Origin of the sequence: Candidatus Halobonum tyrrellensis G22, from assembly GCF_000495475.1 — an archaeon.
Lineage (GTDB): Archaea > Halobacteriota > Halobacteria > Halobacteriales > Haloferacaceae > Halobonum > Halobonum tyrrellense.
Window position 1 is genome coordinate 1 of sequence record NZ_ASGZ01000006.1, and the last position, 25,352, is coordinate 25,352.

General features: G+C 72.9%; 29 protein-coding genes. 17 read left to right on the forward strand and 12 right to left on the reverse strand.

Annotation, left to right across the window (positions count from 1 at the left end; translation table 11 throughout):
• Positions 1 to 254 precede the first annotated feature (254 nt).
• A complete protein-coding gene (locus K933_RS02645; RefSeq protein ID WP_049947541.1) occupies positions 255 to 989 on the forward strand; it encodes an SDR family NAD(P)-dependent oxidoreductase in 735 nt (244 codons plus the stop codon).
• Between the two features lie 52 nt (positions 990 to 1,041).
• Here K933_RS02645 and K933_RS02650 read toward each other — a convergent pair whose 3' ends face one another.
• Complete coding sequence (locus K933_RS02650) at positions 1,042 to 2,193, reverse strand: pyridoxal phosphate-dependent aminotransferase (protein WP_049947538.1); 1,152 nt, start codon at positions 2,191 to 2,193, stop codon at positions 1,042 to 1,044.
• A gap of 194 nt (positions 2,194 to 2,387) precedes the next feature.
• Here K933_RS02650 and K933_RS02655 point away from each other — a divergent pair, with 194 nt between their 5' ends.
• Both K933_RS02655 and K933_RS02660 read left to right on the forward strand, forming a co-directional pair.
• On the forward strand, positions 2,388 to 3,827 hold the full coding sequence (locus tag K933_RS02655; RefSeq protein WP_023393135.1) for a dihydrolipoyl dehydrogenase family protein: 1,440 nt from the start codon (positions 2,388 to 2,390) through the stop codon (positions 3,825 to 3,827).
• A gap of 157 nt (positions 3,828 to 3,984) precedes the next feature.
• A complete protein-coding gene (locus K933_RS02660; RefSeq protein ID WP_023393136.1) occupies positions 3,985 to 4,761 on the forward strand; it encodes an NAD-dependent epimerase/dehydratase family protein in 777 nt (258 codons plus the stop codon).
• Positions 4,762 to 4,967: 206 nt separating this feature from the next.
• On the opposite strand, the gene K933_RS02665 is transcribed toward K933_RS02660, so the two are convergent.
• Genes K933_RS02665 through K933_RS02670 form a run of 3 tightly spaced genes read right to left on the reverse strand, consistent with a single transcriptional unit; the run spans position 4,968 to position 7,179 of the window.
• Entirely contained in the window at positions 4,968 to 6,185 is a 1,218-nt protein-coding gene (locus K933_RS02665) for an MFS transporter (RefSeq protein ID WP_023393137.1), read from the reverse strand.
• A complete protein-coding gene (locus K933_RS19170; RefSeq protein ID WP_268744617.1) occupies positions 6,182 to 6,307 on the reverse strand; it encodes a hypothetical protein in 126 nt (41 codons plus the stop codon). Before K933_RS19170 ends, K933_RS02665 begins: the two co-directional genes overlap by 4 nt.
• A 59-nt stretch (positions 6,308 to 6,366) precedes the next feature.
• Entirely contained in the window at positions 6,367 to 7,179 is an 813-nt protein-coding gene (locus tag K933_RS02670; RefSeq protein WP_023393138.1) for a helix-turn-helix transcriptional regulator, read from the reverse strand.
• 213 nt (positions 7,180 to 7,392) lie between these two features.
• Between K933_RS02670 and K933_RS02675 the strand changes: the two genes are divergently transcribed.
• Positions 7,393 to 8,349: a DMT family transporter gene (locus K933_RS02675; RefSeq protein ID WP_023393139.1), complete on the forward strand. Its 957-nt coding sequence runs from the start codon at positions 7,393 to 7,395 to the stop codon at positions 8,347 to 8,349.
• Between the two features lie 43 nt (positions 8,350 to 8,392).
• On the opposite strand, the gene K933_RS02680 is transcribed toward K933_RS02675, so the two are convergent.
• The 3 genes from K933_RS02680 to K933_RS02690 all read right to left on the reverse strand — a co-directional run bounded on the left by K933_RS02680 (position 8,393) and on the right by K933_RS02690 (position 10,557).
• Positions 8,393 to 8,977 (reverse strand): hypothetical protein, encoded by a 585-nt coding sequence (locus K933_RS02680; protein ID WP_023393140.1) that lies wholly within the window; start codon positions 8,975 to 8,977, stop codon positions 8,393 to 8,395.
• Between the two features lie 57 nt (positions 8,978 to 9,034).
• Entirely contained in the window at positions 9,035 to 10,096 is a 1,062-nt protein-coding gene (locus K933_RS02685) for a glutathione S-transferase family protein (RefSeq protein WP_023393141.1), read from the reverse strand.
• A gap of 188 nt (positions 10,097 to 10,284) precedes the next feature.
• Complete coding sequence (locus K933_RS02690) at positions 10,285 to 10,557, reverse strand: hypothetical protein (RefSeq protein WP_023393142.1); 273 nt, start codon at positions 10,555 to 10,557, stop codon at positions 10,285 to 10,287.
• 161 nt (positions 10,558 to 10,718) lie between these two features.
• Between K933_RS02690 and K933_RS02695 the strand changes: the two genes are divergently transcribed.
• On the forward strand, positions 10,719 to 12,299 hold the full coding sequence (locus K933_RS02695; RefSeq protein WP_023393143.1) for a SagB family peptide dehydrogenase: 1,581 nt from the start codon (positions 10,719 to 10,721) through the stop codon (positions 12,297 to 12,299).
• Positions 12,300 to 12,317: 18 nt separating this feature from the next.
• Here K933_RS02695 and K933_RS02700 read toward each other — a convergent pair whose 3' ends face one another.
• From K933_RS02700 to K933_RS02715, 4 genes are all read right to left on the reverse strand, one after another.
• A complete protein-coding gene (locus K933_RS02700) occupies positions 12,318 to 13,043 on the reverse strand; it encodes a class I SAM-dependent methyltransferase (protein ID WP_023393144.1) in 726 nt (241 codons plus the stop codon).
• Complete coding sequence (locus tag K933_RS02705) at positions 13,040 to 13,939, reverse strand: thiamine-phosphate synthase family protein (protein ID WP_023393145.1); 900 nt, start codon at positions 13,937 to 13,939, stop codon at positions 13,040 to 13,042. Before K933_RS02705 ends, K933_RS02700 begins: the two co-directional genes overlap by 4 nt.
• On the reverse strand, positions 13,936 to 14,598 hold the full coding sequence (gene dcd / locus K933_RS02710) for a dCTP deaminase (RefSeq protein ID WP_023393146.1): 663 nt from the start codon (positions 14,596 to 14,598) through the stop codon (positions 13,936 to 13,938). Before dcd ends, K933_RS02705 begins: the two co-directional genes overlap by 4 nt.
• A gap of 97 nt (positions 14,599 to 14,695) precedes the next feature.
• On the reverse strand, positions 14,696 to 15,088 hold the full coding sequence (locus tag K933_RS02715; protein ID WP_023393147.1) for a hypothetical protein: 393 nt from the start codon (positions 15,086 to 15,088) through the stop codon (positions 14,696 to 14,698).
• A gap of 102 nt (positions 15,089 to 15,190) precedes the next feature.
• On the opposite strand from K933_RS02715, the gene pth2 reads away from it, so the two are divergent.
• The 4 genes from pth2 (at position 15,191) to K933_RS02735 (ending at position 19,086) form a co-directional block, all read left to right on the forward strand.
• Positions 15,191 to 15,529: a peptidyl-tRNA hydrolase Pth2 gene (gene pth2, locus K933_RS02720; protein WP_023393148.1), complete on the forward strand. Its 339-nt coding sequence runs from the start codon at positions 15,191 to 15,193 to the stop codon at positions 15,527 to 15,529.
• Between the two features lie 91 nt (positions 15,530 to 15,620).
• Positions 15,621 to 16,226: a response regulator transcription factor gene (locus K933_RS02725; RefSeq protein WP_023393149.1), complete on the forward strand. Its 606-nt coding sequence runs from the start codon at positions 15,621 to 15,623 to the stop codon at positions 16,224 to 16,226.
• Positions 16,227 to 16,342: 116 nt separating this feature from the next.
• Positions 16,343 to 17,722, forward strand: coding sequence for a tRNA pseudouridine(13) synthase TruD (gene truD, locus K933_RS02730; protein ID WP_023393150.1), 1,380 nt, complete (start codon positions 16,343 to 16,345; stop codon positions 17,720 to 17,722).
• Positions 17,723 to 17,856: 134 nt separating this feature from the next.
• The gene (locus K933_RS02735; protein WP_023393151.1) at positions 17,857 to 19,086 is read left to right on the forward strand and encodes an AI-2E family transporter; all 1,230 of its coding nucleotides are present in this window, start codon (positions 17,857 to 17,859) and stop codon (positions 19,084 to 19,086) included.
• Between the two features lie 28 nt (positions 19,087 to 19,114).
• Here K933_RS02735 and K933_RS02740 read toward each other — a convergent pair whose 3' ends face one another.
• Complete coding sequence (locus tag K933_RS02740; RefSeq protein WP_152529738.1) at positions 19,115 to 20,818, reverse strand: histidine kinase N-terminal 7TM domain-containing protein; 1,704 nt, start codon at positions 20,816 to 20,818, stop codon at positions 19,115 to 19,117.
• Between the two features lie 274 nt (positions 20,819 to 21,092).
• Here K933_RS02740 and K933_RS02745 point away from each other — a divergent pair, with 274 nt between their 5' ends.
• The 8 genes from K933_RS02745 to K933_RS02780 all read left to right on the forward strand — a co-directional run.
• Positions 21,093 to 21,872, forward strand: coding sequence for a DUF2103 domain-containing protein (locus K933_RS02745; protein WP_023393153.1), 780 nt, complete (start codon positions 21,093 to 21,095; stop codon positions 21,870 to 21,872).
• A 172-nt stretch (positions 21,873 to 22,044) separates the two neighbouring features.
• Entirely contained in the window at positions 22,045 to 22,353 is a 309-nt protein-coding gene (locus K933_RS02750) for a 50S ribosomal protein L37 (RefSeq protein ID WP_023393154.1), read from the forward strand.
• A 30-nt stretch (positions 22,354 to 22,383) separates the two neighbouring features.
• Entirely contained in the window at positions 22,384 to 22,518 is a 135-nt protein-coding gene (locus tag K933_RS02755) for a DNA-directed RNA polymerase subunit P (RefSeq protein WP_023393155.1), read from the forward strand.
• On the forward strand, positions 22,518 to 22,814 hold the full coding sequence (locus K933_RS02760) for a KEOPS complex subunit Pcc1 (RefSeq protein ID WP_023393156.1): 297 nt from the start codon (positions 22,518 to 22,520) through the stop codon (positions 22,812 to 22,814). Before K933_RS02755 ends, K933_RS02760 begins: the two co-directional genes overlap by 1 nt.
• Before the next feature lie 61 nt (positions 22,815 to 22,875).
• Positions 22,876 to 23,289 carry a prefoldin subunit beta gene (locus K933_RS02765; protein ID WP_049947540.1) on the forward strand — a complete coding sequence of 138 codons (414 nt, stop codon included), beginning with the start codon at positions 22,876 to 22,878 and terminating at the stop codon, positions 23,287 to 23,289.
• Positions 23,290 to 23,571 carry a DUF3194 domain-containing protein gene (locus K933_RS02770; RefSeq protein ID WP_023393158.1) on the forward strand — a complete coding sequence of 94 codons (282 nt, stop codon included), beginning with the start codon at positions 23,290 to 23,292 and terminating at the stop codon, positions 23,569 to 23,571.
• A 142-nt stretch (positions 23,572 to 23,713) separates the two neighbouring features.
• Positions 23,714 to 23,920: an HVO_0649 family zinc finger protein gene (locus K933_RS02775; RefSeq protein ID WP_023393159.1), complete on the forward strand. Its 207-nt coding sequence runs from the start codon at positions 23,714 to 23,716 to the stop codon at positions 23,918 to 23,920.
• A gap of 744 nt (positions 23,921 to 24,664) precedes the next feature.
• Positions 24,665 to 25,352, forward strand: a 688-nt coding sequence (locus tag K933_RS02780) for a nucleotide-binding protein (RefSeq protein WP_023393160.1), incomplete at its 3' end; no start/stop codon positions are given.

A 25,352-nucleotide genomic window follows, 5' to 3' on the forward strand; every position in this document is an offset into this window, starting at 1 on the left:
CGGGCGGCGCGGCCGAGCGACCGGGCGGTCCCGCGACCCGCGGCGCGCGCGGCGACGACGAGGCGGGCGAGCGTCGCGCGACTCACGGGCGAAACTCGGGTTCGACGGGTATAGGTCCGCGGTGGGACGGGCAGACGGCGGGGACGGTCCAGCGGGGGCGTCCGCGCGGGCGGACCACGCGGCGCGTCGGCGCCGGTCCGCCCCGACGCGCCGGCAACGGTCAGGTCCAAGTGGCGGGGCGACCGTTCTCGACCGTGCCAACCGCAATCGTCACCGGCTCCTCCCGCGGTATCGGCGCGGCCGTCGCCGAGCGGTTCGCGCGCGACGGCTACGACGTCGCCGTCAACTACCACACCTCCGAGACGCCCGCCGAGCAGACGGCCGCTGCCGTCCGCGACGCCGGGGCGGAGGCCGCCGTCGTCGGCGCGGACGTCTCCGACCCCGACGCGGCCGAACGCCTGGTCGAGACCGCCGCCGCCGAACTCGACGGCGTCGACCACCTCGTGAACAACGCGGGTATCGACCAGCACGTCCACACCGAGGATCTGGACCCCGACGACTTCGACCGCGTGATGGACGTCAACGTCAACTCCGCGTTCAACTGCACGAAGGCGGCGCTCCCGCACCTCCGGCAGTCGGAGGCGGCGCCGTCGCCGTCCGTCGTGAACGTCTCGTCCATCCTCGCACACACCGGCGCGGCCGTCGAGTGTCACTACGCGGGGTCGAAGGGGGCGATGCTGTCGCTGACGCGGAGCCACGCCGCGGACTTCGCGCCCGAGATACGCGTCAACGCCGTCGCGCCGGGGCACGTCGAGACGGACATGACCGCCGACCGGGGGAGCGCGGAGGCGGCCGAGGAACTGTCGCAGATCCCGGTGGGCTACTTCGGGCAACCCGTCGACGTCGCGGACGCCGTCGCGTTCCTCCGCGACGCGCGGTTCGTCACCGGCGAGACGTTGAACGTCAACGGCGGCGAGCGGATGGGCTGACGCGGGGCGCGGCGCGTGCCAAGCGACCGCCGGATTCGGCCGCGAGACCGCCTCAGAGGCCGCTCTCCAGCCGGTCGAGTCCCTCCTCCAAGCGGTCCATCGAGTTGGCGAAGGAGAGCCGGAGCCGCCCCTCGCCCGCCTCGCCGAACCCGTCGCCGGGCGCGAGCACGACGCCCTCCTCCGTACAGAGCCGCTCGGCGAGCGGCAGGCTCGCCTCGTCGGTCTCGGGCGTCACGAACGCGTAGAACGCCCCCTCGGGGGTGGGTGCGGTCACGCCGTCCGCGTCGTCGATCCGGTCGGCGACGTAGTCGCGGCGCTCCTCGAACTCGTCGACCATCTCGTCGAACGGCTCCTGCGGCCCGGTCAGCGCCTCGATAGCGGCGTGCTGGGCGACGCTCGGCGCGCACGCGGTCGTCGCCTCGCGCACCTTCGTCGTCTCCGCTATCATCGCCTCGTCGGCGGCGAGCCAGCCCACCCGCCAGCCCGTCATCGCGTACGACTTCGAGCACGACCCGACGGTGAGCACGTGGTCGGGACCGCCCGTGTACGACGCGACCCCCCGGGGGTCGCGGTCGTACGTCAGCCGGCCGTACACCTCGTCGGCGACCACGTAGACGTCGTGGTCGGCCGCCGCCTCCACCACCGCGCGCACCTCCCTCTCGTCGAACACCTGCCCGGTCGGGTTCGAGGGGGTACACAGCATCACCGCGCCCGTGTCGGGTCCCATCGCCTCGATCACCCTGTCGGCGTCGAGTTGGAACGCGGGCGCCTCCATCGGCACCTCGACGGGCGTCGCGTCGGCGAGGCGGGCGTGCGTCCAGTAGTTCGACCACCCGGGCGAGGGGATCAGCAGCTCCTCGCCCCGCTCGACCGACGCGAGCACGGCGAGGTGGAGCGCCTCCATCCCGCCGGTGGTGACGAGCACCTCGTCGGCCGCGTGGTCGACGCCGTACTCGTCGGCGAGCGTGTCGCTGATCGCCTCCCGGAGCTCCGGCAGGCCGGCGTTCGACGTGTAGTGGGTCGCGCCGTCCCGCGCCGCCTCGAACGCCGCCTCGGTGACGTGCTCGGGCGTGTCGAAGTCGGGTTCGCCCACCTCCAGACGAACCACGTCCCGCCCCTCCTCCTCGGCTTCGTCGGCCATCTGGAACATGTGGCGGATGCGCGAGCGGTCGCAGTCGCGGACCCGAGCCGTGGGACGAACCATGCCCGAGCCGTGGCGGGGCCGGCGCGTAAATGTACGCACGGCGGCGAGACCGTCGGCGGCGCTCGCGCCCGCGCCGAGCGCTCGACGACCCCGGACGCGGGAGCGCCCATCGATCGCCGCCGGGCGCGAGGGGGTCGACGGAACCGAACCGGCGAGGAGCTTCTTCCCTCTCGGGCGCGTTACAGGATGCGCGCATGAGCGACAGCGAAAGCGACACCGACACCGACGGCGAGTCCGCGGCCGGAACCGACCACGACCTGCTGGTGTTGGGCGGCGGGACGGGGAACATCGTCGCCTCGGCGGCGGCCGACGAGGGGGTCGACGTCGGACTCGTCGAGCGCGGCCGGCTCGGGGGGACGTGTCTCAACCGGGGGTGTAACCCCTCGAAGAAGCTGATCCACCACGCGGACGTCCTGGAGACGGTCCGGTCGGCCGGCGCGTTCGACATCGACGCCGAGGTGTCCGACGTCGCGTTCGGCGACATCGTCGCGGGCGTGACCGAGACGGTGACCGAGGCGGCCGAGCGGAAGACCCAGCGCGCGCGAGAACACGACCACGTCACCCTCTATCGGGCCGAGGGTCGGTTCGTCGGCGAGCGGACCGTCGAAGTCGACGGCGAGGAGGGGAGCCACCGGGTCGCCGCCGACCGGGTGGTGCTCGCGGGCGGGTCGCGGCCCGTGGTCCCCGACTCCATCGACGGCACCGACGAGGTGGCGTTTCTCACCAGCACCGAGGCGCTCCGGCTGACCGACCTCCCCGACGAGTTGACCATCGTCGGCGGCGGCTACATCGCGGCCGAGATGGCCCACTTCTTCGGCACGATGGGCGCGGACGTGACGATAGTCGGCCACGGCGACGTGCTCTTGGACCGCGAGGACCGCGACGTCGCCGAGCGGGTCACCGACGCCTACCGCGAGCGACACGACCTCCGGCTGGGGTACGAGGCGACCGCGCTCGCGGAGGACGGAGACGAGACGGTCGTCACCGCGGAGGCCGACGACGGCGAGGCGATCGAGGTGGCCGGCGACGAGGTGTTGCTCGCGGTCGGCCGGCGGCCCAACTCCGACTCGTGGGGCGTCGAGGCGGGTGGGATCGACACCGACGACGACGGGTTCGTCGAGACCGACGAGTACCTCCGGACCTCGGCGGACGGGGTGTGGGCCATCGGCGACATCGCGGGCAACTACATGCTCAAGCACGCGGGCGACAGGGAGGCGGCGTACGCCGTCGAGAACGCCGTCCGCGGCGAGCGGGAGGCGGTGGAGTACCCCGGGATGGCCCACGCGGTGTTCGGGTCGCCGCAGGTGGCGAGTCTCGGGCGGACGGAGTCGGAGGTCGACGGCGACTACGAGGTCGGCAGCTTCGAGTACGCCGACACCGCGCTCGGGTCGGTGATGGACATCGCGGCCGACGCGGGGTACGCGAAGGTCATCGTCGGCGCCGACGACGAGATACTCGGCTTCCACGTCGTCGGGCCGCAGGCGTCGACGCTGGTCCACGAGGTGAGCACGGCCGTGGCGGCGGGCGCGAGCGCCACCCGCGTCGCCGAGACGATCCACGTCCACCCCGCGCTCTCGCAGGTCGTCCAAGGGGCGTTTCGCGACGTGCGCGACGTGGCGCCCTCCGGGATCTGACCCGGGTCACCGCGCACCCCGACCGGTCGGCGCCGACCGCGACGGGCGCGACGGCGGCGACGGCCGCGAGTCCCGTCGGCTCCGGCGCGGGCCGCGACCGCGTCGCGCGGACGGTCGGCCACGGAGTACTACTACGGTCGCCGCGTCGGTCAACGCGATGGCACGGATCGCACTCACCGGCGCGGCCGGCAACGTCGGCCGCGAACTGCTCGGCGCCTTCGAGGAGGAGGGGCACGAACTGACGCCGTTCTCGCACGCGGAGAACCCCGACATCGAGGGGGAGACGCTCGACGTGACCGACCCCGACGAGGTGCTGGAGGACCTCGACGGGTTCGACGTGGTGGTCCACCTCGCGGGCGCGTCCAGCCCGGACGCGGAGTGGGACTCGGTGGTCGACGTCAACGTCCGCGGCACCAAACACGTGTTCGACGCCGCCGTCGAGAACGGCATCGACCGCGTGGTGTTCGCGAGTTCGAACCACGCGGTCGGGATGTACAACCAGAGCGACCCCGCCGACCCCGAGACGCTCAGACTCGACTCCGCGACGCCGCTCGACGGCGAGACGGCGCCGCGGCCCGACTCCTTTTACGGCGTGAGCAAGGCGTCGTGTGAGGCGCTCGCCAACTACTACGCCGACCGTCACGGCGTCGAGTCGGTCAACGTCCGCATCGGCTGGCTGATGAGCGAGGACGACCTCCGCGAGAACGCGACCGGCGTGTCCGCCGAGAAAGAGCGGTTCACGCGCGCGACGTGGCTCAGCCCGCACGACTGCCGCAACCTCCTGAAGCGCGCCGCGACCGCCGACCTCCCGCACAACCCGCTGACGGTCAACGGCGTCTCCCGGAACGACGACCGCCACCACTCGCTCACCGGGACGATGCAGGCCATCGGCTACCAGCCGCGCGACGACTCCGCGGAAGTCCTCGACGAGTAGGTCCTCGGTTCGACTCCCCGACGCTCCTCGACGCTCCCCGACACTCTTCGACGCTCTCCCGACGCTCCCCGACGCCCTTGACGAGCGCCGCGAGTGCACCGGTCGCCGACGTGCGTCGGGGTCGCTCCCGACTCGCGCTCGACCGACTCGTCGTTCCGGCGGACGAGCGGAGGCCGCGTTCGGCGTCCGGACCCGGCGTTCGCGACTCAGTCGGCGCCCGCGGCGTCCCGTTCGCCGCTCCCGGTCGTCGCGTCAGCGGGGAGCGCGGCCGTACACAGAGCGACGAGCGCGGCGAGACCGACCGCCGGCACGAGCGCCACGCGGAGCGTCGCCGCCGAGGCGACCGCGCCGATCACCACCGGGCCGACGACGAACCCGCCGTAGCCCGCGGTGGCGACCGCGGCGATGGCCGTCTCGGCGGGCGTGCCGGGGTCGTGGTTCGCCGCCGTCGTCCACGCGACGGGGACGACCCCCGCGAGGCCCAACCCGAGGACGGCGAACCCGACGAGCGACACCAGCGGCTCGGCGACCAGCGTCACGGCGAGACCGGCGGCCGCGAGCAGCGCGGCCCACCGGAGGAAGCGCGTCGCGCCGGTCACGCGAACCACCCGGTCGGCGAGGAACCGGCCGAGCATCATCGTGAGCGAGAACGCCGCGAACCCGAGCGCGGCGACCGTCGGCGAGGCGCCCGCGGCGGTCTCTAGGAACACCGCGCTCCAGTCGCTCCCCACTCCCTCGATGAACAGCGCGCAGAACCCGATCACGCAGAACCCCGCGAGCTCTCGCGAGGGGAGCGCGACCGCGGGTCCGGCGTCCGCGGTCCCGTCGCGCGGGAGGAGCCACCGGCTGGCCGCCAGCCCGCAGGCGAGGAGGGCGGCGCCGACCAGCGCGAAGTGCGCTCCGACCGACAGCCCGAGCGCCACCGCGGCCGCGCCCAGCCCGGAGCCGAGCAGGCCGCCGGCGCTGAACAGCGCGTGGAAGCTCCCCATGATCTGCCCGGGGTAGGCGCTCTCGACGCGGACGCCCTGGGCGTTGGCGGCCACGTCGACCAGCCCCTTCCCGAAGCCGAAGGCGACGAGCGCGGCGACCAGCCCGACCAGCCCGCCCGCGAGCGCGACGACCGGCAGGACCAGACAGTAGAGTACGAGCCCCGCGCGGATCACCGTCCGGCCGCCGTACCGCGACACCAGCGCGCCGCTGGTCAGCAGGCCGACGACGCTCCCGACCGCCAGCCCCACCAGCGCCACCCCGATGTCGCCCGACGACAGCCCCAGCGACTCCTCCACCGCCGGGATGCGCACCGCCCACGTGGCGAACGCCGTCCCGACGATGGCGAACACGGCGGAGTCGGCGACCCGGGCGCGCCGAGCGCGCTCCCGGCTCCCGCTCGCGTCGCCCCCGCCTTCGCTTCCCGCGTCGCTCACGGCGGCCCGGCGTTCGTCCGCGCGACGCGTGCGTTCGTCGTCCGGTTCCGCGTCAGCGCGGGCGCGTCGCCGGGGTCGGTCCCGCCCGGTCGGTCCCCCGTCCCCGTCGCTCCGAGAGTCACGTCGACCCGTCCGGCCGCCCCACGGATAAGAATTATCAGACGCCGTACAATGAGGGTCGTCACCCCCGCGAGTCGGGTCGCGGCTCCAGCGTCTCGGGGTCGAGCGGGTCGGCGTCGCGCCAGTAGCGCTCGTGGGTCTCGTTCGCCCACGCGAGCACCGCCTCGTCGTCGGTGTCGACCGCCGCACGGAGGAGGCCGTCGGCGTCGCGCAACAGGAGGTGGACCACGTCGTCGGTCACCGTGACCGCGAGCGGCACCGGTCCGTCGTGGATCCGGACCTCCGCGCGGTCGGCGTCGAGCAGGTCGCCCAACCGGTCGCGGAGCGCGTCGTCGCTCGCGAGCGCGTCGAGCGCGTCGGGCGAGAACACCCCTTCGAACTCGCCGGAGCCGGCGAGCACCCGTTCGCGGACCGCGTCGAGGCTCGCCTCGTTGAACGCGTGCGAGACGATCCGGACGCGGTCGGCGCTCCGGAGCAGGTCGAGCACGCGCCCGACCGGCGCGCCGGGCCGGGTCCGGCTGGGGAGGGTGATCCGCGCGTCCCCCAACCGCCTGAGGTCGAACCCCATCTCGTCGGTCGGCAGCCACTCCATCACCTCCCTGAGCCGTCGCTCGGTCGCGATGGTCTCGCGGAGGTCGGTGAACTCCTCGGCGACCAGCCGGCCGGTCGCCGTCGCGGCGTACGCGCTGCCGTCGTGGTCGACCCAGTGGCGGTCGTCGAAGTCGCGCAGGATTCGCCCGAGCGTCGGCTGGGAGGCGCCTGTCTCCTCGGCCAACTCCCGGCGGGTGTGGGGCGACTCCGCGAGCAGTTCGAGCACCGCCACACGGTTGTCCGACAGCGCGAGGAACTCGATCTCTTCGAGCGCCGCGTCCATACGCCCCGTTCCGCCCGGGCGCGTATAGCCATTTTCACACCGCGAACGATCGTCACGCCGTGAAACGGCGTCGGATCGTGACGATCCCGCGAGTATCGAAACGATTACTGGACAGCTATACACCTCGCTCCGGCGTACTCGGAATCGAGTGATGATCTACGAGGTTCTGCGGACCGACCGGCGCGGAGGGTGGACACCCCAGGAGGTGGGCGAGTGACGCGGACGCGCTACGGGCTCTTGGCGTGTTTCCTCGCGGCGAGTCTCTGTTTCGGCGGGACGTTCGTCGCCGCGAAGGCGGGACTCGACTACCTCCCGCCGCTGCTGTTCGTCGCGCTCCGGTTCGACGTCGGAGCGGTGCTGTTGCTCGGCTACGTGGTCGCGGCGTACCCCCGCGAGCAGTGGCTCCCGCGGACCCGCGCGGACGCGACGGGCATCCTCGCCGCGGGCGTGTTCGCCATCGGGCTGGCGAACGCGTTCGTCTTCGTCGGCCAAGCGGGCGTCACGAGCGGCGTCGGCTCGGTCGTCTACAGCCTCAACCCCATCCTGACGCCGGTGTTCGCGGCGGTGTTGCTGTCGGACGAGCGGCTCTCGCGCGGGAAGGCCGTCGGGATGCTCCTCGGGTTCGCCGGCGTCGCGCTCGCGGTGGGGGTCGACCCCGCGGCCCTGTTCGGCGGCGGACTGGCGAGCAAGGCGGCCGTCCTCGCGGCGGCCGTCAGCGGCGCGTTCGGGAGCGTCCTCGTGCGCCGGGCGGACGCGAGCCTCCCGAACGCGGTCCGGACCGCGTGGGCGGTGCCGGTCGCGGCGCTGCTGTGTCACGCGCTGAGCCTGGCCGCCGGCGAGACCCCCGCCGCCGCGACGTGGACGCCCACCGCGCTGGTCGCGCTCGGCTACGTCGGCGTCTTCTCGACCGCCGTCGCGTTCGTCGCCTACTTCGCGCTGCTCGACGAGGCGGGCGCCATCCGGGGGAACCTCGTCTTCTACGTCGTCCCCGTGGTCGCGACGCTCGGCGGGTGGGCGCTGCTCGGCGAGTCGGTGTCGGCGTCGACGCTCGTCGGCTTCGCCACCATCGCGGCGGGCTTCGCGGTCGTCGGTCACGAGCAACTCGCCGCGGAACTCTCGCGGCTCCGCGCGGTCGTCGGGCGGACGGTCGGCGCGGCCCGGTCGCAGTGAGCGGACCCGGTCCGCGCTCGCGCCGGTCGGCGGCGCTCTCGGGTCAGACCGAGTCGACGCCGTCGACGCGCCGCACCCGCACGGGGTGGGTTCGCCGTCCCTCCCGTCCCGCGAGGACGACCGTCGCGGTCACCGCTCCGGGCGTCGCGGCCACGAGGGCGTCGAAGTCGGGCGGCGCTCCGCGGTGTTCCACCTCGATCACCGGCCCCTCGTCGGTCGACGCGACGGCGGTGCCGACGGTGTCGTGGTCGCCCACCCGGTCGGCGACCGCGCCCGCCACCGCGTCGGCGCCGACGGCCGCCGACCGCGCCGCGACCCACCGGTCGAACGGCACGGTCGCGTAGCCGGGGTCGTCGCCGGAAGCGGTGACGGTCCCCGTTCGCGTCTCCCCGTCCTCGTCCGCCCCGGTGTCGACCGGGTACCGCACCTCGTCGGTCTCGGGCAGGTACTCGTAGGTCGTCCCCGCGAACACCTGCCTGACGGCGACCGGGTCGGCCGCGCCCGACACCGGCCGGTCGGGCCGTGGGGTGGTCGCGCCCTCCCGGACCGCGGCGAACGCGGTACACCCCGAGAGGAGCGGCACCCCCGCCGCGACCGCGGCGAGCGACGCCCGACGAGTCGTCTTCACGCCCCGACGTGCGGGTCGGACGGGTAAAAACACCCGCTCCCGGCGCGCCCCGCCGGCTCAGTCGGCGCTCGCGTCGGGCGCGAGTTCCGCGGGCGGCCCGCCCACGAGTCGGTCGCGGTCGTGGGGCGCCGAGAAGACGACGTCGGGACCCGTCGGGACGATCCGTTTGGGGTTGAGCGACGGGTGGCTCTTGTAGTAGTGGCGGGTGATGTGGTCGAGGTTGACCGTCTCCTCGACCCCGGGCGTCTGGAACACGTCCTTCGCGTACTCCCAGAGGTTGGGGTACTCGTGGACCGCGCGGCGGTTACACCGGAAGTGGGTGTGGTAGACGTGGTCGAACCGGACCAGCGTGGCGAACATCACCACGTCGGCCTCGGTCAGTCGCTCGCCGGCGACGTACCGCCGGTCGCCCAGTAGCTCCTCGTACTCGTCTAAGGCGTCGAACAGGTCGTCCACGGCGTCGTCGTACGCCGCCTGCGTGCCCGCGAAGCCCGCGCGGTAGACGCCGTTGTTGATCCGGGGGTAGATGTCGGCGATCCGCTCGTCTATCTCCGCTCGCAGGTCCGCGGGGTAGAGGTCGACCCCGTTGCCGTGGTCGTCGAACGCGGTGTCGAGCATCCGCATGATCTCCTCGCTCTCGTTGTTGACGATGGTCTCGCTCTCTTTGTCCCAGAGGACGGGTACGGTCACGCGGCCGGTGTAGTCGTCGTCGGCCTTCGTGTATATCTCGCGGAGGTACTCCGCGCCGTACAGCGGGTCGGGCTGCTCGTCGGAGAACTCCCAGCCGTCGTCGTAGCGCTCGGGCTGGGTCAACGAGACCGATATCGCGTCCTCCAACCCGTTGAGCGCGCGCGTCATCGCGGCGCGGTGCGCCCACGGGCACGCCCGGCAGATGTAGAGGTGGTACCGGCCGGGTTCGGCGGGGAACTCCGGATTCTCGACGGGGTCGGCGCCCGCCTCGGGCACCGAGCCGTCGAGCCAGTTCCGGAAGCTGGTCTCGCTCCGCTCGAACGAGCCGTCGTCGCCCTCGTCTTCGCGTACGTCGGTCCGCCACTCGCCGTCGACGAGCATGTTGGTCGCGTCGCTCACGGTGTCCGCGGGTTCGCTCCCCCCGACCATAAGCCCGCCTCGGTCGGCCGGGCCGGCGCACAGGCGTCGGTGGGAGCCGCCCGGGTTGGAAGGCGTCTCGAAGTGGACTCTTCCGAAAACGGTCCCGGCGGCGTCCAACTTCGTTCGGGGACGCGGTGCCGGCCTCGGAGTGAGCGAACGTGCTACCGCAGTCGTACGGCCGGAGAGTTCCGAGGGAGTTACCGGTCCACCCGGGAGCGCACCCATCCGACGCCGCCCCGATATACGAACGCGTAGCAGACCGTGATCCCGAGAACGTACGAGAGCGCCAGATAGAACAGTAGCCCGAAGGGAAGAACCCCAGCCAGTTCGAACAGTACCGGTATCGCCGAATCTCGGAACAGGGCGAGTTCCGCGAACACGGCGAACACGACGGTCGATAGGAGTACCGTACTGACTACGAACAGACCAGTCCGAGTCGAGATCCTCCCGATGCCCCTATCGTCACTCATCGTCCACGTCGACCCACTGTCCGGATTTTAACATTCCGCAAGGGGCGTCGGCGACGTCGGCGGACAGACCCGTCGAGCGCCCGTATCGCGGTGGCACGCCGGCCGGGAAGCGGTGACGCGTCCGCCGAACGCCTTTGTGGGTTCGCGTCCGTCCGACTCCCATGGTCGACGCGCGCGAGTACCACGAGCGGACGAACCACGACCCCGAGACGGTCGGCGACGACCGCCCGCCGATGGACCCCGACAACCGGCCCCGGCCGTACAAACTGTACGAGGACCGCCCCCGGGTCGACCTCCCCGACCCCGACCCGCCGGCGGAGCCGGCGCTGTCGGCGATAGCGACGCCGTCGGCCGACCCCCGGGAGTCGGACGGCGGGGGCGGCTCGACCCCGCTCGACGCCGGGACGCTCGCGGCGCTGTGTCACTACGCCGCCGGCGTCACGAAGGAACTCGAACGCCGGGGCGAGCCGATGCGGTTCCGCGCGGCCTCCTGTACGGGGAAGCTCTACCACGTCGACCTGTACGCCGTGACCGGCGACATCGAGGGGTTCGACGCGGGACCGGGCGTCTACCACTTCGACCCGAACTCGGGGGCGCTCGACGTCCTCCGCGAGGGCGACTACCGGGGCGTCCTCGCCGACGCGAGCGGCGGCCACCCGGGCGTGGAGAACGCGCCGGTCACGTTCGTCGCCACCTCCGAGTGGTGGCGCAATGCGTGGAAATATACTGAACGCACCTACCGCCACGCGTTCTGGGACTCGGGCACCGTCCTGGCGAACCTGCTCGCGGTCGCACGCAGTGCGGGACTCCCCGCCGAGGTGGTGCTCGGCTTCGCGGACCACCCCGTCGCGGACCTGCTCGGCGTCGACCCCCGCGAGGAGGCGCCGCTCGAACTCGTCCCGGTGGGTGGGGGTGCGCCCGCGTCCGACCCGCGGCCGGTCGCCGACGCCGACTTCGAGACGGTCCCCGTCTCGCCCGACCCCATCGACTACCCCCTGATCGCCGACGCGTGGGCGGCGAGCGCGCTCGCCGACGGCGACGCCGCGGCCGCGTGGCGCGAGCGTGGGGCCGCGAGCGCCGACGGCGCGCTCGGCGACCCGGACTCGGGCGACGGCGAGGCGGTCCCGCTCGACCCCGTCGACCGCGAGACGGCGTCGAGTCGCCCGCTCGCGAACACGATAGAGCGCCGCGGGTCGCTCCGCGAGTACGCCCGCGAGCCGATCAGCGCCCGGAAGTTCGCGACGGTGCTCGACCGGGCGCTCGGGCCGGTTCCGGTCGACGCGCTCGGCGGCCGAACGGCGGCCAAGAGCGGCGACGGCGGGGGCCACGCCGGCCCGTACCCGCTCGACTGCTACTGTCTCGTCCACGCCGTCGAGGGGGTCGACCCCGGCGCGTACCGCTACCGCCGCGGGCCGGCGGAACTCGAACGGGTCGGCGACACCGACCGCACGACGGCGGCCCGGCTGGCGCTCGGGCAGTCGGTGGTGGGCGACGCCGCGGTCAACGTCTACCTGCTCGCGGACGTCGACGCGCTGGTCGACCGGTTCGGCGACCGGGGGTACCGGCTGGCGCAACTCGTCGGCGGCGTCGCCCTCGGCCGCCTCTACCTCGCGACGTACGCCCACCGGACGCTCGGCGGCCGCGGGTTCACGTTCTTCGACCGCGCGGTGACCGAGCACCTCTCGCCCGCCGCGGCGGGGCTGATGCCGATGACGATGTTCGCGTTCGGCCGGCCCGAGTAGGAGCCGACGTACTCGAATTTACTCGACGCACTCGACGGTTCCGGCGCTAACCCGGGCGAATCCGCCCGCGAGCGTCCGGTACTCCACGTCGGTACAGACCTCCCGGAGCGCGCGGTGGGCGGCGACCACGCGCGCGTCGAGCGACGCGGTTGGGCTGGCGTCGAGCGACGTCGCGGTCCCCGGCGGCGACCCGGCGCGGACGAACAGCCGGAACCCGGGGTTGAGCGCGCGCCACCCCTCGCGGGTGGTCCGCGCGAGGTCGAGGAGCGCGAGACGGCCCCCCGGCCCGGTCAGGGCGGCCCACTCGCAGACCGCGGCCGCGGGGTCGCCGAGCATCCCCGAGACGAACGCGGCACAGCAGGCGTCCGCCGCGCCGTCGCGTACGGGCGGGCGGGTCGCGTCCGCGCGGACGAAGTCGGCGTCGGGTTCGCGCTCGCGGGCGACCGAGAGCACGCCCGGCGAGAAGTCCACCCCCAGGTACGTCCCCGTCGGGCCGACCCGCTCGCGCACGTGGCGGTGGTTCGCCCCCGTCCCGCAGCCCATCTCGACCACCGCGTCCCCCGACTTCGGGTCGAGCGCGCCCGCGAGCGCCTCCCGGAGGCGGGCAACGCCCGGGCCGCGGCGGGCGAGCGCGTCGTACACGCGGGCGAACGCGGTGTAGAACTCGGGGGCGTCCATCCCCCCCTCCAGCCGCTCCGCCGCACGCAGCGCCGCCTCCACCGACGGGCTGGTCGGCGGGATCACAGCAGGTCCCGGACGACCCGGGCGACGGTCGGCGCGTCCGGACCGAGCACGTACAGCACGGGCTCGATGCCGAACCCGCCCGACTGGTAGAGGACGAACGTCCCCTCGGGTGTGGCCGCCGCGACGGCGTCGGCGACGGCGTCGGTCGGCGCCTCGGGGTCGAACTCGACGCAGTCGTAGCCCGCGGCGGTCAGGTCGTCGACGAGGCCGGCGTCGTAGCGGACGTCGACCGCGGCGCGGGCGTCCGCACCCGCGGCGCGCGCCGACAGCAGGACGCCCGCGACGTGTTCGCTCATGCCGAACTCGGGGTCGCCCGGGACGGTCGTGCGCCCCTTCACGTCGAAGATCCGACCGGGGATGCCCGCCACGTCGTCGATGTCGTCGGCGTCGCTCGTACACTCGACGAGGTTCGAGCCGACGTTCGGGATCAGCGACGAGAAACCCGACGCGGCCGTGAGCGTCCGCAGGCCGCGTCGGAGCGACGCCAGCGTGCGCTCGCGTTCGCGGAGGCCGCTGTCGGGGTCGTGGACCGCGAAGTCGTACTCGGCGTCGGCGAGTTCGGGCATCGCCGCCTCGTGGAGGTCGGCGAGCAGGTCGCCGTCCTCCAGTTCGCGGACGAACACCTCCAGTTCGACGAGCGCGCCGACGCGGCTCAGCTCTCCGGAGGCCAGCCCTTCCCCCACCCGCTCGACCACGTCGGCAACCCGTTCGTCCTCCAGCACCCGCCGGTTCCGACTCACGTCGCCGTGGGCGTACTTCGAGACGGCCGACTGGCTGATGCCGAGCGCGTCCGCCACCTCCCGCTGTGTGAGACCGCGCCCGCGGAGGTCCTCCGCGAGCATCGAGCGGAGCGTCGGGAGGAACTCGTCGACCACTACCTCCTCGACGAACTTCACCGCCGCGCCCCCCCGCCGTCCTCGCCGTCGGTCCCGGCTTCGCTGTCGCCCTCGCTCGCGTTCGCTCGCTCGGCGCGCGCCGCCACGAACTCGGGGTCGTCGCCGATACGGGACGCCTGTGGGCCGGTCTGGCCCTGGTACTTCGAGCCGCGCTCGACGCCGTACGGCCGGTCGGCGGGGCGCGTGAGTTCCGTGAACGTGAGCTGTGAGACGCGCATCCCCGGCGAGAGCGCGACCGGCGCGTTGCCTAGGTTCGACAGTTCGAGCGTGATCCGCCCCTCGAACCCCGGGTCGCAGAGACCCGCGGTCGCGTGGACCACGACCGCGAGCCGGCCGAGCGAGGAGCGCCCCTCGACGTGGGCGACCAGGTCGTCGGGGATGGCCACCCGCTCTTTGGTGGTGCCGAGCACGAAGTCGCCGGGGTGGAGGATGAAGTCGTCGCCCTCGGCGACGTGGGTCTCGGTCACGTACTCGTCGACCTCGCGCTCGTCGTTCGGGTGGATACAGGGGATGTTGGTCCGGCGGAACTCGAGGAACTCCGAGCCGAGGCGGAGGTCGACGCTCGCGGGCTGGACCTGGGTGTCGGGGTCGTCGAGCGGGTCGATTTCGAGGTCACCCTCGCCGAGGCGGGCGAGGATGTCCGTGTCCGCGAGTATCATGTGAGTGCGGGCGGCCCGCGACGACGTAAACCCTTCAGTCGGCCGCGCCCCGTCCCCGCCCCGCGCCCCCGCCGACCGACGGGTCCCGACCCGCCGGCTACTCGTCGTCGCGGTCGAACTCGGGGGCGGACGACTCCCCGGTGTACGCCCGGGTGAACCCGGCGAACTCGTCGTAGAACAGCGGGAGGAGCACGTTCCGGACGTGGACGGTCGCGCCGCCGACGCGGTCGAACTCCCGCCCGCTCCACGCCACCGCGTCGTCGAGTGCGGCGTCGACCGCCGGGGGGACCTCCCCCGCGGGGGTCTCCTCGCGGAACGCGTCGTGGAACGCGTCTGCGACCGCCCGGAGGAGCGTCGGCGTCACCCGGACCGCCGTCTCGGGCGGGACGCCCAGACGTCGGTTCGCTCCGTCGATGAGGGCCTCGTCGTCGTCCACCCCGAAGTCGACGAACGGTGCGCGCGTCCCCTCGGAACTCCAGCTGGAAGCCATACGGTATCAAACGCGGGGGTACCGTATCAGTACGATCCCGTTACCGCACGGGTACGCCGGAGGAGAGCGCTTTTAGGCACCGACTGCGACCGCGGGTGTGAGATGAAACAGGCCATCGTCGCCCGCGTCGACATCGGGATGGGGACGGGCAAACTCGCCGCGCAGGTGGCGCACGCCTCGCTGTCGGCGTACGAGGACACCGGCGAGCGGGCGCGCCGCGAGTGGAAGGGGGGCGGCCAGAAGAAGGTGGTCCTGAAGGGCGACGGCGAGTCACAACTGTTCGAACTCGCGGACGTCGCGGACCGCGAGGGGTTGCCGTACGCGGTGGTCCGCGACGCGGGTCACACCCAACTCGACCCCGGCACGGTGACCGCCCTCGCGGTCGGTCCCGGTCCCGACAACGTCGTCGACAAGGTGACCGGCGACCTCTCGCTGCTGTGATCGTAATCCCGCGATGACATTACTGGTATCGAGTGTGAAAATTAGAACGATACCGTTTTGATACCACGTTGTCTCGACTCGGACGGAACCGATGGCCACCGACCGTCCCGCCGCCCTCGTCGTCGACGACGAGACGGCGCTCGTCGAGCTGTTCGCCGTCTGGCTGAGCGACGGCTACGAGGTGGTGACGGCGACCGACGGCCGGGCCGCACTCGACGCCGCCGCCGAGCGGACGGAGGGGTTCGACGTGGTCGTCGTCGACCGGCAGATGCCCGGGTGGTCGGGCGAGGAGACGCTCGAAGCGCTCCGCGCTGACGGCTGTACCGCCCGCGCGGCGATGGTGTCGGCGGTCGACCCCGGACCCGACGCGGACCCGACCGACCTCCCGGTCGACCGCTACCTGCTCAAACCGGTCGCCCGCGAGCGACTGACCGCGGCCGTCGACGACCTCCTCGCGCTGTCGTCGTACGACGACGCCGTGCGGACGCACTTCGCGCTCGCGGAGACGCGGGCGACGCTGGCGTCGGCGCGGACGCGCGCCGAGGCGGTGGGCGAGGGGACCGTGGAGGCGCTCGACGCGTCGGTCACCCGCGCCCGCGACGGGGCGTGGAACGCCCTCGACGGGTTCGACCACGAGACGGCGACCGCGGCGTTCGCCGGCATGACGCCCGCCGGCGTCGCCGTCCCCGACTGGTAGCCGGACGCGACGGGCGGACGCGGCGGTGGCGGGTCACGGCGCCCCGCCGGGGTAGGCCGACCGCGCGCCGCCCGCGAACGCGAAGGCACTTCTCGGCGGCCCTCCAACCCCCGCCGATGCGCGAGGCGCACCCCCGCGAGCGGACGGTCGGCACCGACTTCTACGTCAGCGACGCCGACGGCATCGGCGGCCGCCTCCGCGCGACGCCCGAGGACTTCCGGGTGCGCGAACGCGAGCGGATGGACCCCGAACCGGTCGACGCCGACCCCGGGTCGTACCCGTTCCTCCTCCTGCGCGCGACGCTCCGCGGGTGGGACACCAACGACTTCGCGGGTCGGCTGTCCGACGCGGTGGGGATCAGCCGCGAGCGGGTGTCGTGGGCGGGCACGAAGGACAAACACGCGGTCACGACCCAACTGTTCACCGTCCGCGGCGTCGACCCGGCCGACCTGCCCGACGTGCGCGACGCCGAGGTGGACGTGCTCGGGCGGGTCGGGCGCGCGCTCTCGTTCGGCGACCTGGCGGGCAACGAGTTCGAGATCAGGGTGCGCGACGCGACCGGCGACCCCGACCCGATAACGGCGGCGCTCCGGGCGTTCGGCCGCGGCGAGGGCGCGGGCGCGGTGGAGGACGCGGCCGAGGCGGGGGAAAGCGACGCCGCGGCGGCCGACGCGCCCGCCGCGGTCCCCAACTACTTCGGCCACCAGCGGTTCGGGAGCCGCCGACCCGTCACCCACGAGGTGGGGCTGGCGGTCGTCCGCGGCGACTGGCGGGGGGCGGTGCTCGCCTACTGCGGGGCGCCCCACGAGGCGGAACCCGACGAGTCGCAGGCCGCCCGGCGGGTCGTCGAACGCGAGGCGGAGTCCGACGCGCCCGACTGGAACGCGGCGCTCGACGCGATGCCCGGCCGCCTGCGCTACGAGCGGTCGATGCTCCACCGACTCGTCGAGGGGGCCGACTGGCGCGAGGCGCTGGAGGCGGTGCCCGACAACCTCCAGCGCCTGTTCGTCAACGCCGCCCAGTCGTACGCGTTCAACCGGGTCGTGAGCGAGCGTCTCCGGAGGAACCTCCCGTTCGACCGCCCCGTCGCCGGCGACGTCTGCTGTTTCGCCGAGCGCGGCGTCGAGTTCCCCAAACCGGACACCGACCGGGTCCAGCGGGCGACCGACGACAGGGTGGACGTGCTCGCGCGCCACTGCCAGCGGGGACGGGCGTTCGTCACCGCGCCGCTGGTGGGCACCGAGACGGAACTCGCCGACGGCGAACCCGGCGAGATAGAGCGCGCGGTGCTCGCCGACCTGGGCGTCGAACCCGGCGACTTCGCGCTCCCGGGGTCGTTCGAGTCCACGGGCACCCGGCGGGCGATACGGCTGGCGGTCGACCTCGACGTGGACTCCCGGGAGGGCGACCCCGTCTTCTCGTTCGCGCTCCCGTCGGGGTCGTACGCGACGACGCTGCTCCGCGAGTACCTCAAGTGCGACCCCGAGCGGCTCTAAACCGGTCGCGGACGGTCGTGGGCGGTCCCAGCCGACGGACGCGGCCCGCCCGCCGTCGCGCCCGCGCGGTGACGCAGCCGCGGTGGCCACGAACTATTTCCCCGAAAGGCGTGTAACAGTCCCGATACGTCCCTATGGAACTTCCCGACATCGAATACGACCGTGCGCGTCTCGGCTGGTGGCTGTTCGTCGCGGTGCTGTTCGCCGCCGCGATGTTCATCGTCCACTCGTTCGTCGGGATGATCTCGCTCGGCGTCTTCGGCTACTACGCGACGCGGCCAATATATCGTAAAATAGACACGTATATCGACACGGACAGGCTCGCCGCGGGACTGACGGTGACGTTCGTCATCGGCCCGATCATCCTCCTCGCACTGTACACCGGGTTTCGCGCCTTCCAGCGGGTACAGACGTTCCTCGGCGATGGCGGCGGCTCCCTCTTACGGCAGTTCGTCAACCTCGACGCGCTCACCCCCGGACAGCGCGACTCGCTGCAGGCGGCGATCCAGAACCCCCAGTCGCTGCTGTCCGCTCCCCAACAGACCGTCCAGGAGGTGTTCTCGGTCGGGCTGAACGCCATCTCCGCGGCGTTCGGCGGTCTCCTGTTGATCGGGCTCGCGTTGACCCTCTCGTACTTCCTGTTGGAGCGGCAAGAACAGCTCTCGGGTGCGCTGCTCTCGCTGATCGGGGGACACGACTCGCCGGGACACGCGTTCGCGGTGGCGGTCGACGAGGACCTCGAATCGGTGTTCTTCGGCAACCTGCTGTTCGTCGTCGTGATGTCGGTGCTCGCGGCGGTGGCCTACTACGCGACCAACTACTTCGCGCCACAGGGGCTCCACATCCCGATGGTGTTCACGCTGGCGTTCCTCACGGGGGTGGCCAGTCTGATCCCGATCGTCGTCGGGAAGATCATCTACCTCCCCGTCGTCGGCTACCTCGCCTTTCAGACGATCCAGAGCGACGGCGGGTCGCTCACGTTCGTCGCGGGGGCGCTCGTGGCGTACTTCCTCGTGCTCGACATCCTCCCGCAGGCGCTGATCCAGCCGTACATCACCGGACGGGAACTCGACATGGTGCTGATGATGTTCGCGTACGTCCTCGGTCCCGTGCTGTTCGGCTGGTACGGCTTCTTCTTCCTCCCCATCGTGTTCGTCGTGATGCTCGAGGCGGTCCGGATCATCGTGCCGGAACTGCTCCGGGGCGACCCGATCACGACGCACGTCTCGCTCGGGCAACGGGTCGGGACCGACCCTGAATCGGAGGAGCAAGTCACCCACGACGACCCGGTGAACCAGGACGATGACCACGAACAGGGCGGGGACGACGGCGAGGGCTCCTCGGAGGCGGCCGCCTCCGAGTAGTCCGAGGCCGGCGTCGGGACCCCGCTCGTCACGCCCCGTCGACCGGGATCCGGAGCGTCGCCGTCGCCGCGCCGTCGAACGAGAGTTCACAGCCGACCAGCTCCGCCCCCCACGCCACCATCCAGATGTCGAGGCTGGTGGTGTGGTTCAGCGGCGTCTCCGCCCCCGCCTCGACCGCCGCGACCTGATCGGCGGGGAAGGCGGTACCCGCGCGGAACTCCAGGCGGTAGCTCCCGCCGCTCCCCGTCTCCGCCCCGTCTCGCCCCCCGTCGAGACCGACCGTCACGCCGCCGTCGGCGTGTTCGTCGACCGCGACCAGCAGCCGCGTCACCATCGTCTCGAACAGCGCGGGGTCGGTCTCGACGACGGCGTCGCCATCGACCGCCACCTCGACGGGGAGGTCGCCGTCGAACGCGTCGACGCCGGCGGCGACCGCGCGTTCGAGTCGCACCGGCTCCCGCGGGGCGTTCGTCCGATCGAGGAGCGCGTCGACCGCGCGCGCGTCCTCCGCCAGCGCCAGCAGTTCCGCCGTGTGCCGTTCGGCGGTCGCCAGCCGGGCGTCGCGGCCGCCGTCGGCAGCGGCGCCGGAGTCGGCGGAGCCGTCGACGGGGTCCGCGCCCGCCTCGCGCGCGAGGCCGAGGTTCCCTTGGACCACGTTGAGGTCGTTGCGGATGTTGTGCCTGAGCACGCGGTTGAGCACGTCCAGCCGCTGTTCGCGCCGCCGCTGGGCCGTGATGTCCTGGAAGACCACGCTGTAGCCGACCGGCGTGCCGGTCGCGTCGGCGTGTTCGGAGGGCGCGACCGCGAACTGCCGTATCTCGCCGTCGACCCGGGTCGCGAGCGTCCGGTCGGTCGCGTCGAGGTCGACCGCCGCCCCCACGACGTCGTCGAGCGGACGCTTGAGCGCCGCCGACTCCGTGACGCCGAAGACGCGGCACGCGGCGGTGTTGAGGTTGATCACCCGGCGGTTCTCGTTGACCACCACCAGCGGCGACTCCAGCGACTCCAGCGCTGTGGCGTCGACGACGCGCCGCGTCGTCGGGTTGTACTCGAAGATGTCGGTCCGGAGGACCGCGTAGCCGTCGGCGAGCAGGTGCGGGATGAACGCGATCGGCACCAGGTTCAACTGGGGGTACGGACCCAGTTCGAGGAGCCACGCCGCCTCCGCGAACGCGGGGGGGATCGCGCTCAGCGCGATGGCGACCGACTCGGCGCGGTACAGCGAGTAGTTCACCGCCGTGTCGAGCAGCATCGCGGTCGTCAGCGCCACCAGGAACAGCCCCGCCACGACGAGCGTCCCCCCGACCCCGGTGGAGGTGTACTCGACCGTCGCCAACCCCATCATCCGCTCCACCCGGAACGTCGGCCAGACGAGGTCGGGCCGCACCGCCAACAGCACCGCGGTTCCGACCGGGTAGGCGTACAGCGCGCGGAACGCGGTCGTCTCGGTGAGGTGGCCCCGGCCGCTGTACGACAGCCCGAACGCGAGAAACGCGACGACCTGACACGACAGCGCGGTCCACGTCGCCGACTCCAGCAGCCACCGGAGACCCGGGTCGGCGACGAGGAGCGCGACACCCGAGACGCCGCAGAACACCGCCTGACTCCCGAGCGTGAGCGCGAGCCACGACGCGCCCGGCTTGCCGCGGTACGCGAGCAGCCGCCGGGTCAGGCACGCCGACCCGAGCGCGGCGACCAGCGCGCCGGCCACGGGCCAGAGCGCGGGCGTCACCGGCGGCACCCGTCGACTCCCCGCCGGCCGCGGTTCGGTCCACCCCGCGCCGAGCCGTCGGTTCGTCGCCGCCGCTCCCCCGTCTCGTGCGATCGCTTCGGCCGTCGGCCGCGCCGCGCGTCGGCCCGGTCGGCGGTTCCCACCCGGCACTCTCCCATCGGCTACCGTTCTCTCGGGGCGTCGACGGATAAGCGCTACACGCCGGCTATCAGCCGCGATACTACACGCGACACCGAACGGACGGGCTTATCCGGCGCGGCGGCGTCGCTCCGGTATGAACTGCGGGGGGTGCGGGGCGGAACTCGACCGCCCCGGCGACTACTGTCTGCGCTGTGAGACGGCCAACTGCGACGCGGTGGTCGTCGTCTTCGCCCCCGATCGTGCGACGCTGACGATGCTGTCGTTCGACGACGCCGACGAGGGGGATGCGGGCGGCCACGGCGGCGGGCGCCGGGACGACGCCGGCGCGACGGTGCTCGGCGAGACGACGGTGACGGCGACCCCCGAGACGGGCGAGCGGACGCGGCCCGCCTACCTGCGGAACTTCGCGGGTCGGGTCGCGGACGAACTCCGGCGGAAGCGGCCGGAGACGGTGTACGCCGCGGGCGAGCGCGCCCCCCTGCGGGAGACGCGCGCGCAGGTCCACTACGAGTTTTACCGCGTCCCCGACGACGACCCGGTCGGGTCGGTGATCGAACGCCGGGACGAGCCGTCGCTGGAGGTGGTCGAGAAGCCGCCAGACGAGAAGCTCGGCGGCTCACACACCACGCTCATCGGCGGCCGCACGGGGCGGGCGGTGATCGGCGTCGTCGCCGCCCACCCGCACGTCAAGAAGATCATCCCGGGACCGATCGACGCCGGCGGACAGGGGTCACAGAGCGGCCTCCGCGCCAAGGCGACCCGCGCCGACAAGCACGGCAACGTCCGCCTGCTGCTCCGTGACGGGTCGAGCGTCCAGGAGAACCGGGTCGTGACGACGGCGGGCGACCGCGAGACGGGCGAGCGGGTGCGCGCCGGCCTCAACGACGCCCTCGACGAGGAGGGGTTGTCCTAACCAGCCTCCCGGTCGTTCGCGGGCCCGTTGTTCGTCCGCGTCCGTGGGCTCGACCGCTCGGGTTCGTTCCGGTCGGGGACGGACGGGGTGGGAGTCGCGGACGAACGGCGCTCGCGGGCCGGCGCGGCGACTCGTAGGCTTTTTCACCGCGAACGCCGAACCGAGGGCTACTATGGCCGACGACAAGGCGCGAAACATCGGGAGCGCCGGGCGGTTCGGCGCACGCTACGGGCGCGTCGCCCGCAGGCGGGTCTCCGAGATCGAAAAGGGAATGAACGACGCGACGGTCGACGGCGACTCGGTCAAGCGGGTCGGCACCGGCGTCTGGGTCAACGAGGAGACGGGCGAGACGTTCACCGGCGGCGCCTACCGTCCCCAGACCCCCGGCGGGCGGGGCGTCGGGCGCTCCATCCGGGCGGCGCTCGAAGGTGAAGAGGAGGAGGACGACGCCCGCCCCGACGCGGATGAGTCCGACGAGTAACGTAAGTACCCGCGTCCCACACCCTCTCACATGAGCTACAAGTGTTCCCGGTGCAAGCGCGACGTGGAACTCGACGAGTACGGCGGGGTGCGGTGTCCGTACTGCGGCCACCGCGTACTCCTGAAGGAGCGCGCGCCCGTCGTGAAGGAAGTCGACGTCCGGTAGTGACCCCGGCCGGCCCGGCCGACGCCGACGGCCGGACGCACCGCGCGGTTCTGTCGTTCCCGTACGACGACGAGCGGCGCGCCCGCGCCGTCCACGAGGCGGTGGCGGTCGAGGCGGGCGCCATCGACGACGACCGGTCGACCGCCCGGGCCGCCCGCGACGGCGACACCGTCGAGGTGAGCGTCCGCGCGAGCGACCTGGTCGCACTCCGGGCGAGCACCAACACGTGGGCGCGGCTGGTCCGCGCCGCCGAGGACGCGGCGGCCGCGGCGGACGACGCACGCGCGGCCGAGTAGGCCCGCGCGGTCGCGAGGGCACATGACCGGGTTTTTCACGCCGAAGCCCGTCGGGGCTGGTATGCAGGGTAATTTGCCGCCCGAGGCGCAGGAGAAGATCGAGGAACTGCAGGACCTCCAAGAGCAGGCACAGCAGCTCTCGGAGCAGAAGCAGTCGACCGAGACGTCGCTCACCGAGGCGCAGACCGCGCTCGAGGCGCTCGACGACGTCGACGAGGACACCGTCATGTACCGCGAGGTCGGCGAACTCCTCGTCGAGACCGACTACGACGAGGCGCACGACGAACTCACCGAGAAGGTCGACACCCTCGAGATGCGCGCCGAGCGCTTCGACACGCAGGAGTCGCGCGTCCAAGAGGAGTTCGAGGACCTCCAGCAGGAGCTCCAGGAGATGCTCCAGCAGGGCGGCGGCCCGGCGGGCATGGGCGGCGGTCCCGGCGGTCCGGGCGGTCCCGGCGGCGCCGGCGGCGCGTAGATGACCCCCGACGAGACGACGGAACCGGACCCGACCGACGAGCCGACCGACCGCGAGGTGGTCGAGACGGCTTCCCGGGCGGCCGAGGGCGTCGTCCTCGACCGGTACAAGCAGTCCGAGCTCCACGACTTCGACGTGACCGTCACGTTCGTAGACGGGGTGCTCGACGTCGACGTCTACGTCAACCCGCCCGCCGAGGCGGCGGCGGACGCCGACGAGGTGGCCGACGAGGCGGCCCGCGCCGCCCGCGACGCGGTGGACGACCTGTTCGACGGGGCGTGAGGCGGGCCGGGAGTCGCCCCCTCCGTCCCCCTCCCGTTCTACACCCCGACCGTCACCTCCCGACGAGCGGCGCCCACCCCGCCGCCGTCGGGCGTGTGAACGGTCCTAGCAACTTTTGCCGGGTAGTCTCGTACGGTAGCGCATGGCACGAAGCGACCGCGCCGGGACGACGCCGCTGGACCGCTACCGCGAGCGGTTGCGGGAGGAGCCGGAGTGTGCGGAGTGCGGGTTCACCGACGAGGGCGGCGACTGGCGCACGAAGTACCGGAACCGCCGCATCGTCTACCACCACCTCTGTCCGCGGTGTGGCGCGACGGAGACGCTCGAACTCCGACTCGACGGCGAGTGAGACGGGGGCTCGCGGCACCGGCGGGGTTCGGTCGGGCGTCCGCCCGCTACCGCGCCGCGTTCGCGTCGTCGCGGCCGCTCGACCGGGCGGGCCGGTCGGTCCCCGTCCGGCGCGTCCGCCCCCGACCGGTGCGGGCACGCCTCCGTCGACGTTGAGGTCGACTTCGGCGGCGACACACGCCGAGCGGTCCGGCCCCGCCGCGACCCGGACGGAGAGCCCCAGCCGTCGGCGCGGCCCTCCCCCGACAGCACCGTCCCCTCGGCGGCTGTGACCGGGTCGAGGAGCCCACCGTCGGGACCACGCCCTCGTCGGTCGGAACCAGTTCTTCGAGGCGCACGCCCGCGCCGGTGGTCACCCCCACCGGGACCGGCTCCCGCCGCCCCGGCGCCGACGTAAAAAGGCGCGGCGTGAGCAGGCCGCACGTACACGGGGGTCGACCGAGTGAGTACGGAAGCCGGCGACAGCCGGCGTGACGGGGAGTCCGGAGACGACGACGTCGGGTGTCCACGGCCGCCGGGTGATACCCGGGCGTGCATGGTTACCCGTTTCGGGGTCGGCCGGACCGGATGGCGAGACGCCATTGGCGACCCCCGGTCCGCCCGCGCCCCGACACGGGGTCGGACGGCGAGTCTCCTCGCGGACGGCGGCGACACCGACCGAGAGCGGCGCCGACGGGACGGGCGCGCTATCAGTTCGCTCGACTCGCCGCCGAAACTACTTGTACGGGCGCGTAACAGCCCCGGTATGGTGGAGGCGTTCGCCGTTGCAAGCGGCAAGGGGGGGACGGGGAAGACGACGAGCACGCTCGCGCTCGGGATGGCGCTCGCCGCCGACTACGACGTGACCGTCGTCGACGCCGACACGGGGATGGCGAACCTGCTGTTTCACGCGGGGCTCGACGACGCCGACGTGACGCTCCACGACCTGCTGGTCGACGGCGCCGACTCGGCCGTCGCCGACGCGACGTACGAACGCTACGGGATGCGCGTCGTCCCCTGCGGCACCAGCCTCGCGGCGTTCGAGGCGTCCGACCCCGGCCGACTCCGGGAGGTGGTCGCGGAGCTCGCCGCGGACGCCGACGTGCTGTTGCTCGACTCGCCCGCGACGCTCGCCTCCAAGAGCGCCGTCCTCCCCGTGGTGCTCGCCGACCGCGTGGTGACCGTGCTCCAGCCGACCATCCCGTCGCTGTCGGACGGGCTGAAGGTCCAGGAGTACGCCCGGTCGTACGGGACGGAGGGCGCGGGCGTACTGTTCAACCGGGTGCACGGCGACCTCGGGCGGGTCGCCGACCAGGCCGAGGAGTACTTCGACGGCGGGACGCTCGGCGTCGTCCCCGACAGCGACGCCGCGCGGGCGGCCCGCGACGCGGGCGAACCGTTGCTCGCGCACGCGCCCGACTCCGCGGCCGCGGCGGCGTTTCGCGAGGCGGCCG

Excerpts from the sequence above, each read along its gene's own strand:
- K933_RS02650 (WP_049947538.1), bottom strand. The coding sequence starts at position 2,193 with ATGGTTCGTCCCACGGCTCGGGTCCGCGACTGCGACCGCTCGCGCATC.
- K933_RS02655 (WP_023393135.1), top strand. The coding sequence starts at position 2,388 with ATGAGCGACAGCGAAAGCGACACCGACACCGACGGCGAGTCCGCGGCC.
- K933_RS02660 (WP_023393136.1), top strand. The coding sequence starts at position 3,985 with ATGGCACGGATCGCACTCACCGGCGCGGCCGGCAACGTCGGCCGCGAA.
- K933_RS02670 (WP_023393138.1), bottom strand. The coding sequence starts at position 7,179 with ATGGACGCGGCGCTCGAAGAGATCGAGTTCCTCGCGCTGTCGGACAAC.
- K933_RS02685 (WP_023393141.1), bottom strand. The coding sequence starts at position 10,096 with ATGGTCGGGGGGAGCGAACCCGCGGACACCGTGAGCGACGCGACCAAC.
- K933_RS02690 (WP_023393142.1), bottom strand. The coding sequence starts at position 10,557 with ATGAGTGACGATAGGGGCATCGGGAGGATCTCGACTCGGACTGGTCTG.
- K933_RS02695 (WP_023393143.1), top strand. The coding sequence starts at position 10,719 with ATGGTCGACGCGCGCGAGTACCACGAGCGGACGAACCACGACCCCGAG.
- dcd (WP_023393146.1), bottom strand. The coding sequence starts at position 14,598 with ATGATACTCGCGGACACGGACATCCTCGCCCGCCTCGGCGAGGGTGAC.
- K933_RS02715 (WP_023393147.1), bottom strand. The coding sequence starts at position 15,088 with ATGGCTTCCAGCTGGAGTTCCGAGGGGACGCGCGCACCGTTCGTCGAC.
- pth2 (WP_023393148.1), top strand. The coding sequence starts at position 15,191 with ATGAAACAGGCCATCGTCGCCCGCGTCGACATCGGGATGGGGACGGGC.
- K933_RS02725 (WP_023393149.1), top strand. The coding sequence starts at position 15,621 with ATGGCCACCGACCGTCCCGCCGCCCTCGTCGTCGACGACGAGACGGCG.
- truD (WP_023393150.1), top strand. The coding sequence starts at position 16,343 with ATGCGCGAGGCGCACCCCCGCGAGCGGACGGTCGGCACCGACTTCTAC.
- K933_RS02735 (WP_023393151.1), top strand. The coding sequence starts at position 17,857 with ATGGAACTTCCCGACATCGAATACGACCGTGCGCGTCTCGGCTGGTGG.
- K933_RS02745 (WP_023393153.1), top strand. The coding sequence starts at position 21,093 with ATGAACTGCGGGGGGTGCGGGGCGGAACTCGACCGCCCCGGCGACTAC.
- K933_RS02750 (WP_023393154.1), top strand. The coding sequence starts at position 22,045 with ATGGCCGACGACAAGGCGCGAAACATCGGGAGCGCCGGGCGGTTCGGC.
- K933_RS02755 (WP_023393155.1), top strand. The coding sequence starts at position 22,384 with ATGAGCTACAAGTGTTCCCGGTGCAAGCGCGACGTGGAACTCGACGAG.
- K933_RS02765 (WP_049947540.1), top strand. The coding sequence starts at position 22,876 with ATGCAGGGTAATTTGCCGCCCGAGGCGCAGGAGAAGATCGAGGAACTG.
- K933_RS02770 (WP_023393158.1), top strand. The coding sequence starts at position 23,290 with ATGACCCCCGACGAGACGACGGAACCGGACCCGACCGACGAGCCGACC.
- K933_RS02775 (WP_023393159.1), top strand. The coding sequence starts at position 23,714 with ATGGCACGAAGCGACCGCGCCGGGACGACGCCGCTGGACCGCTACCGC.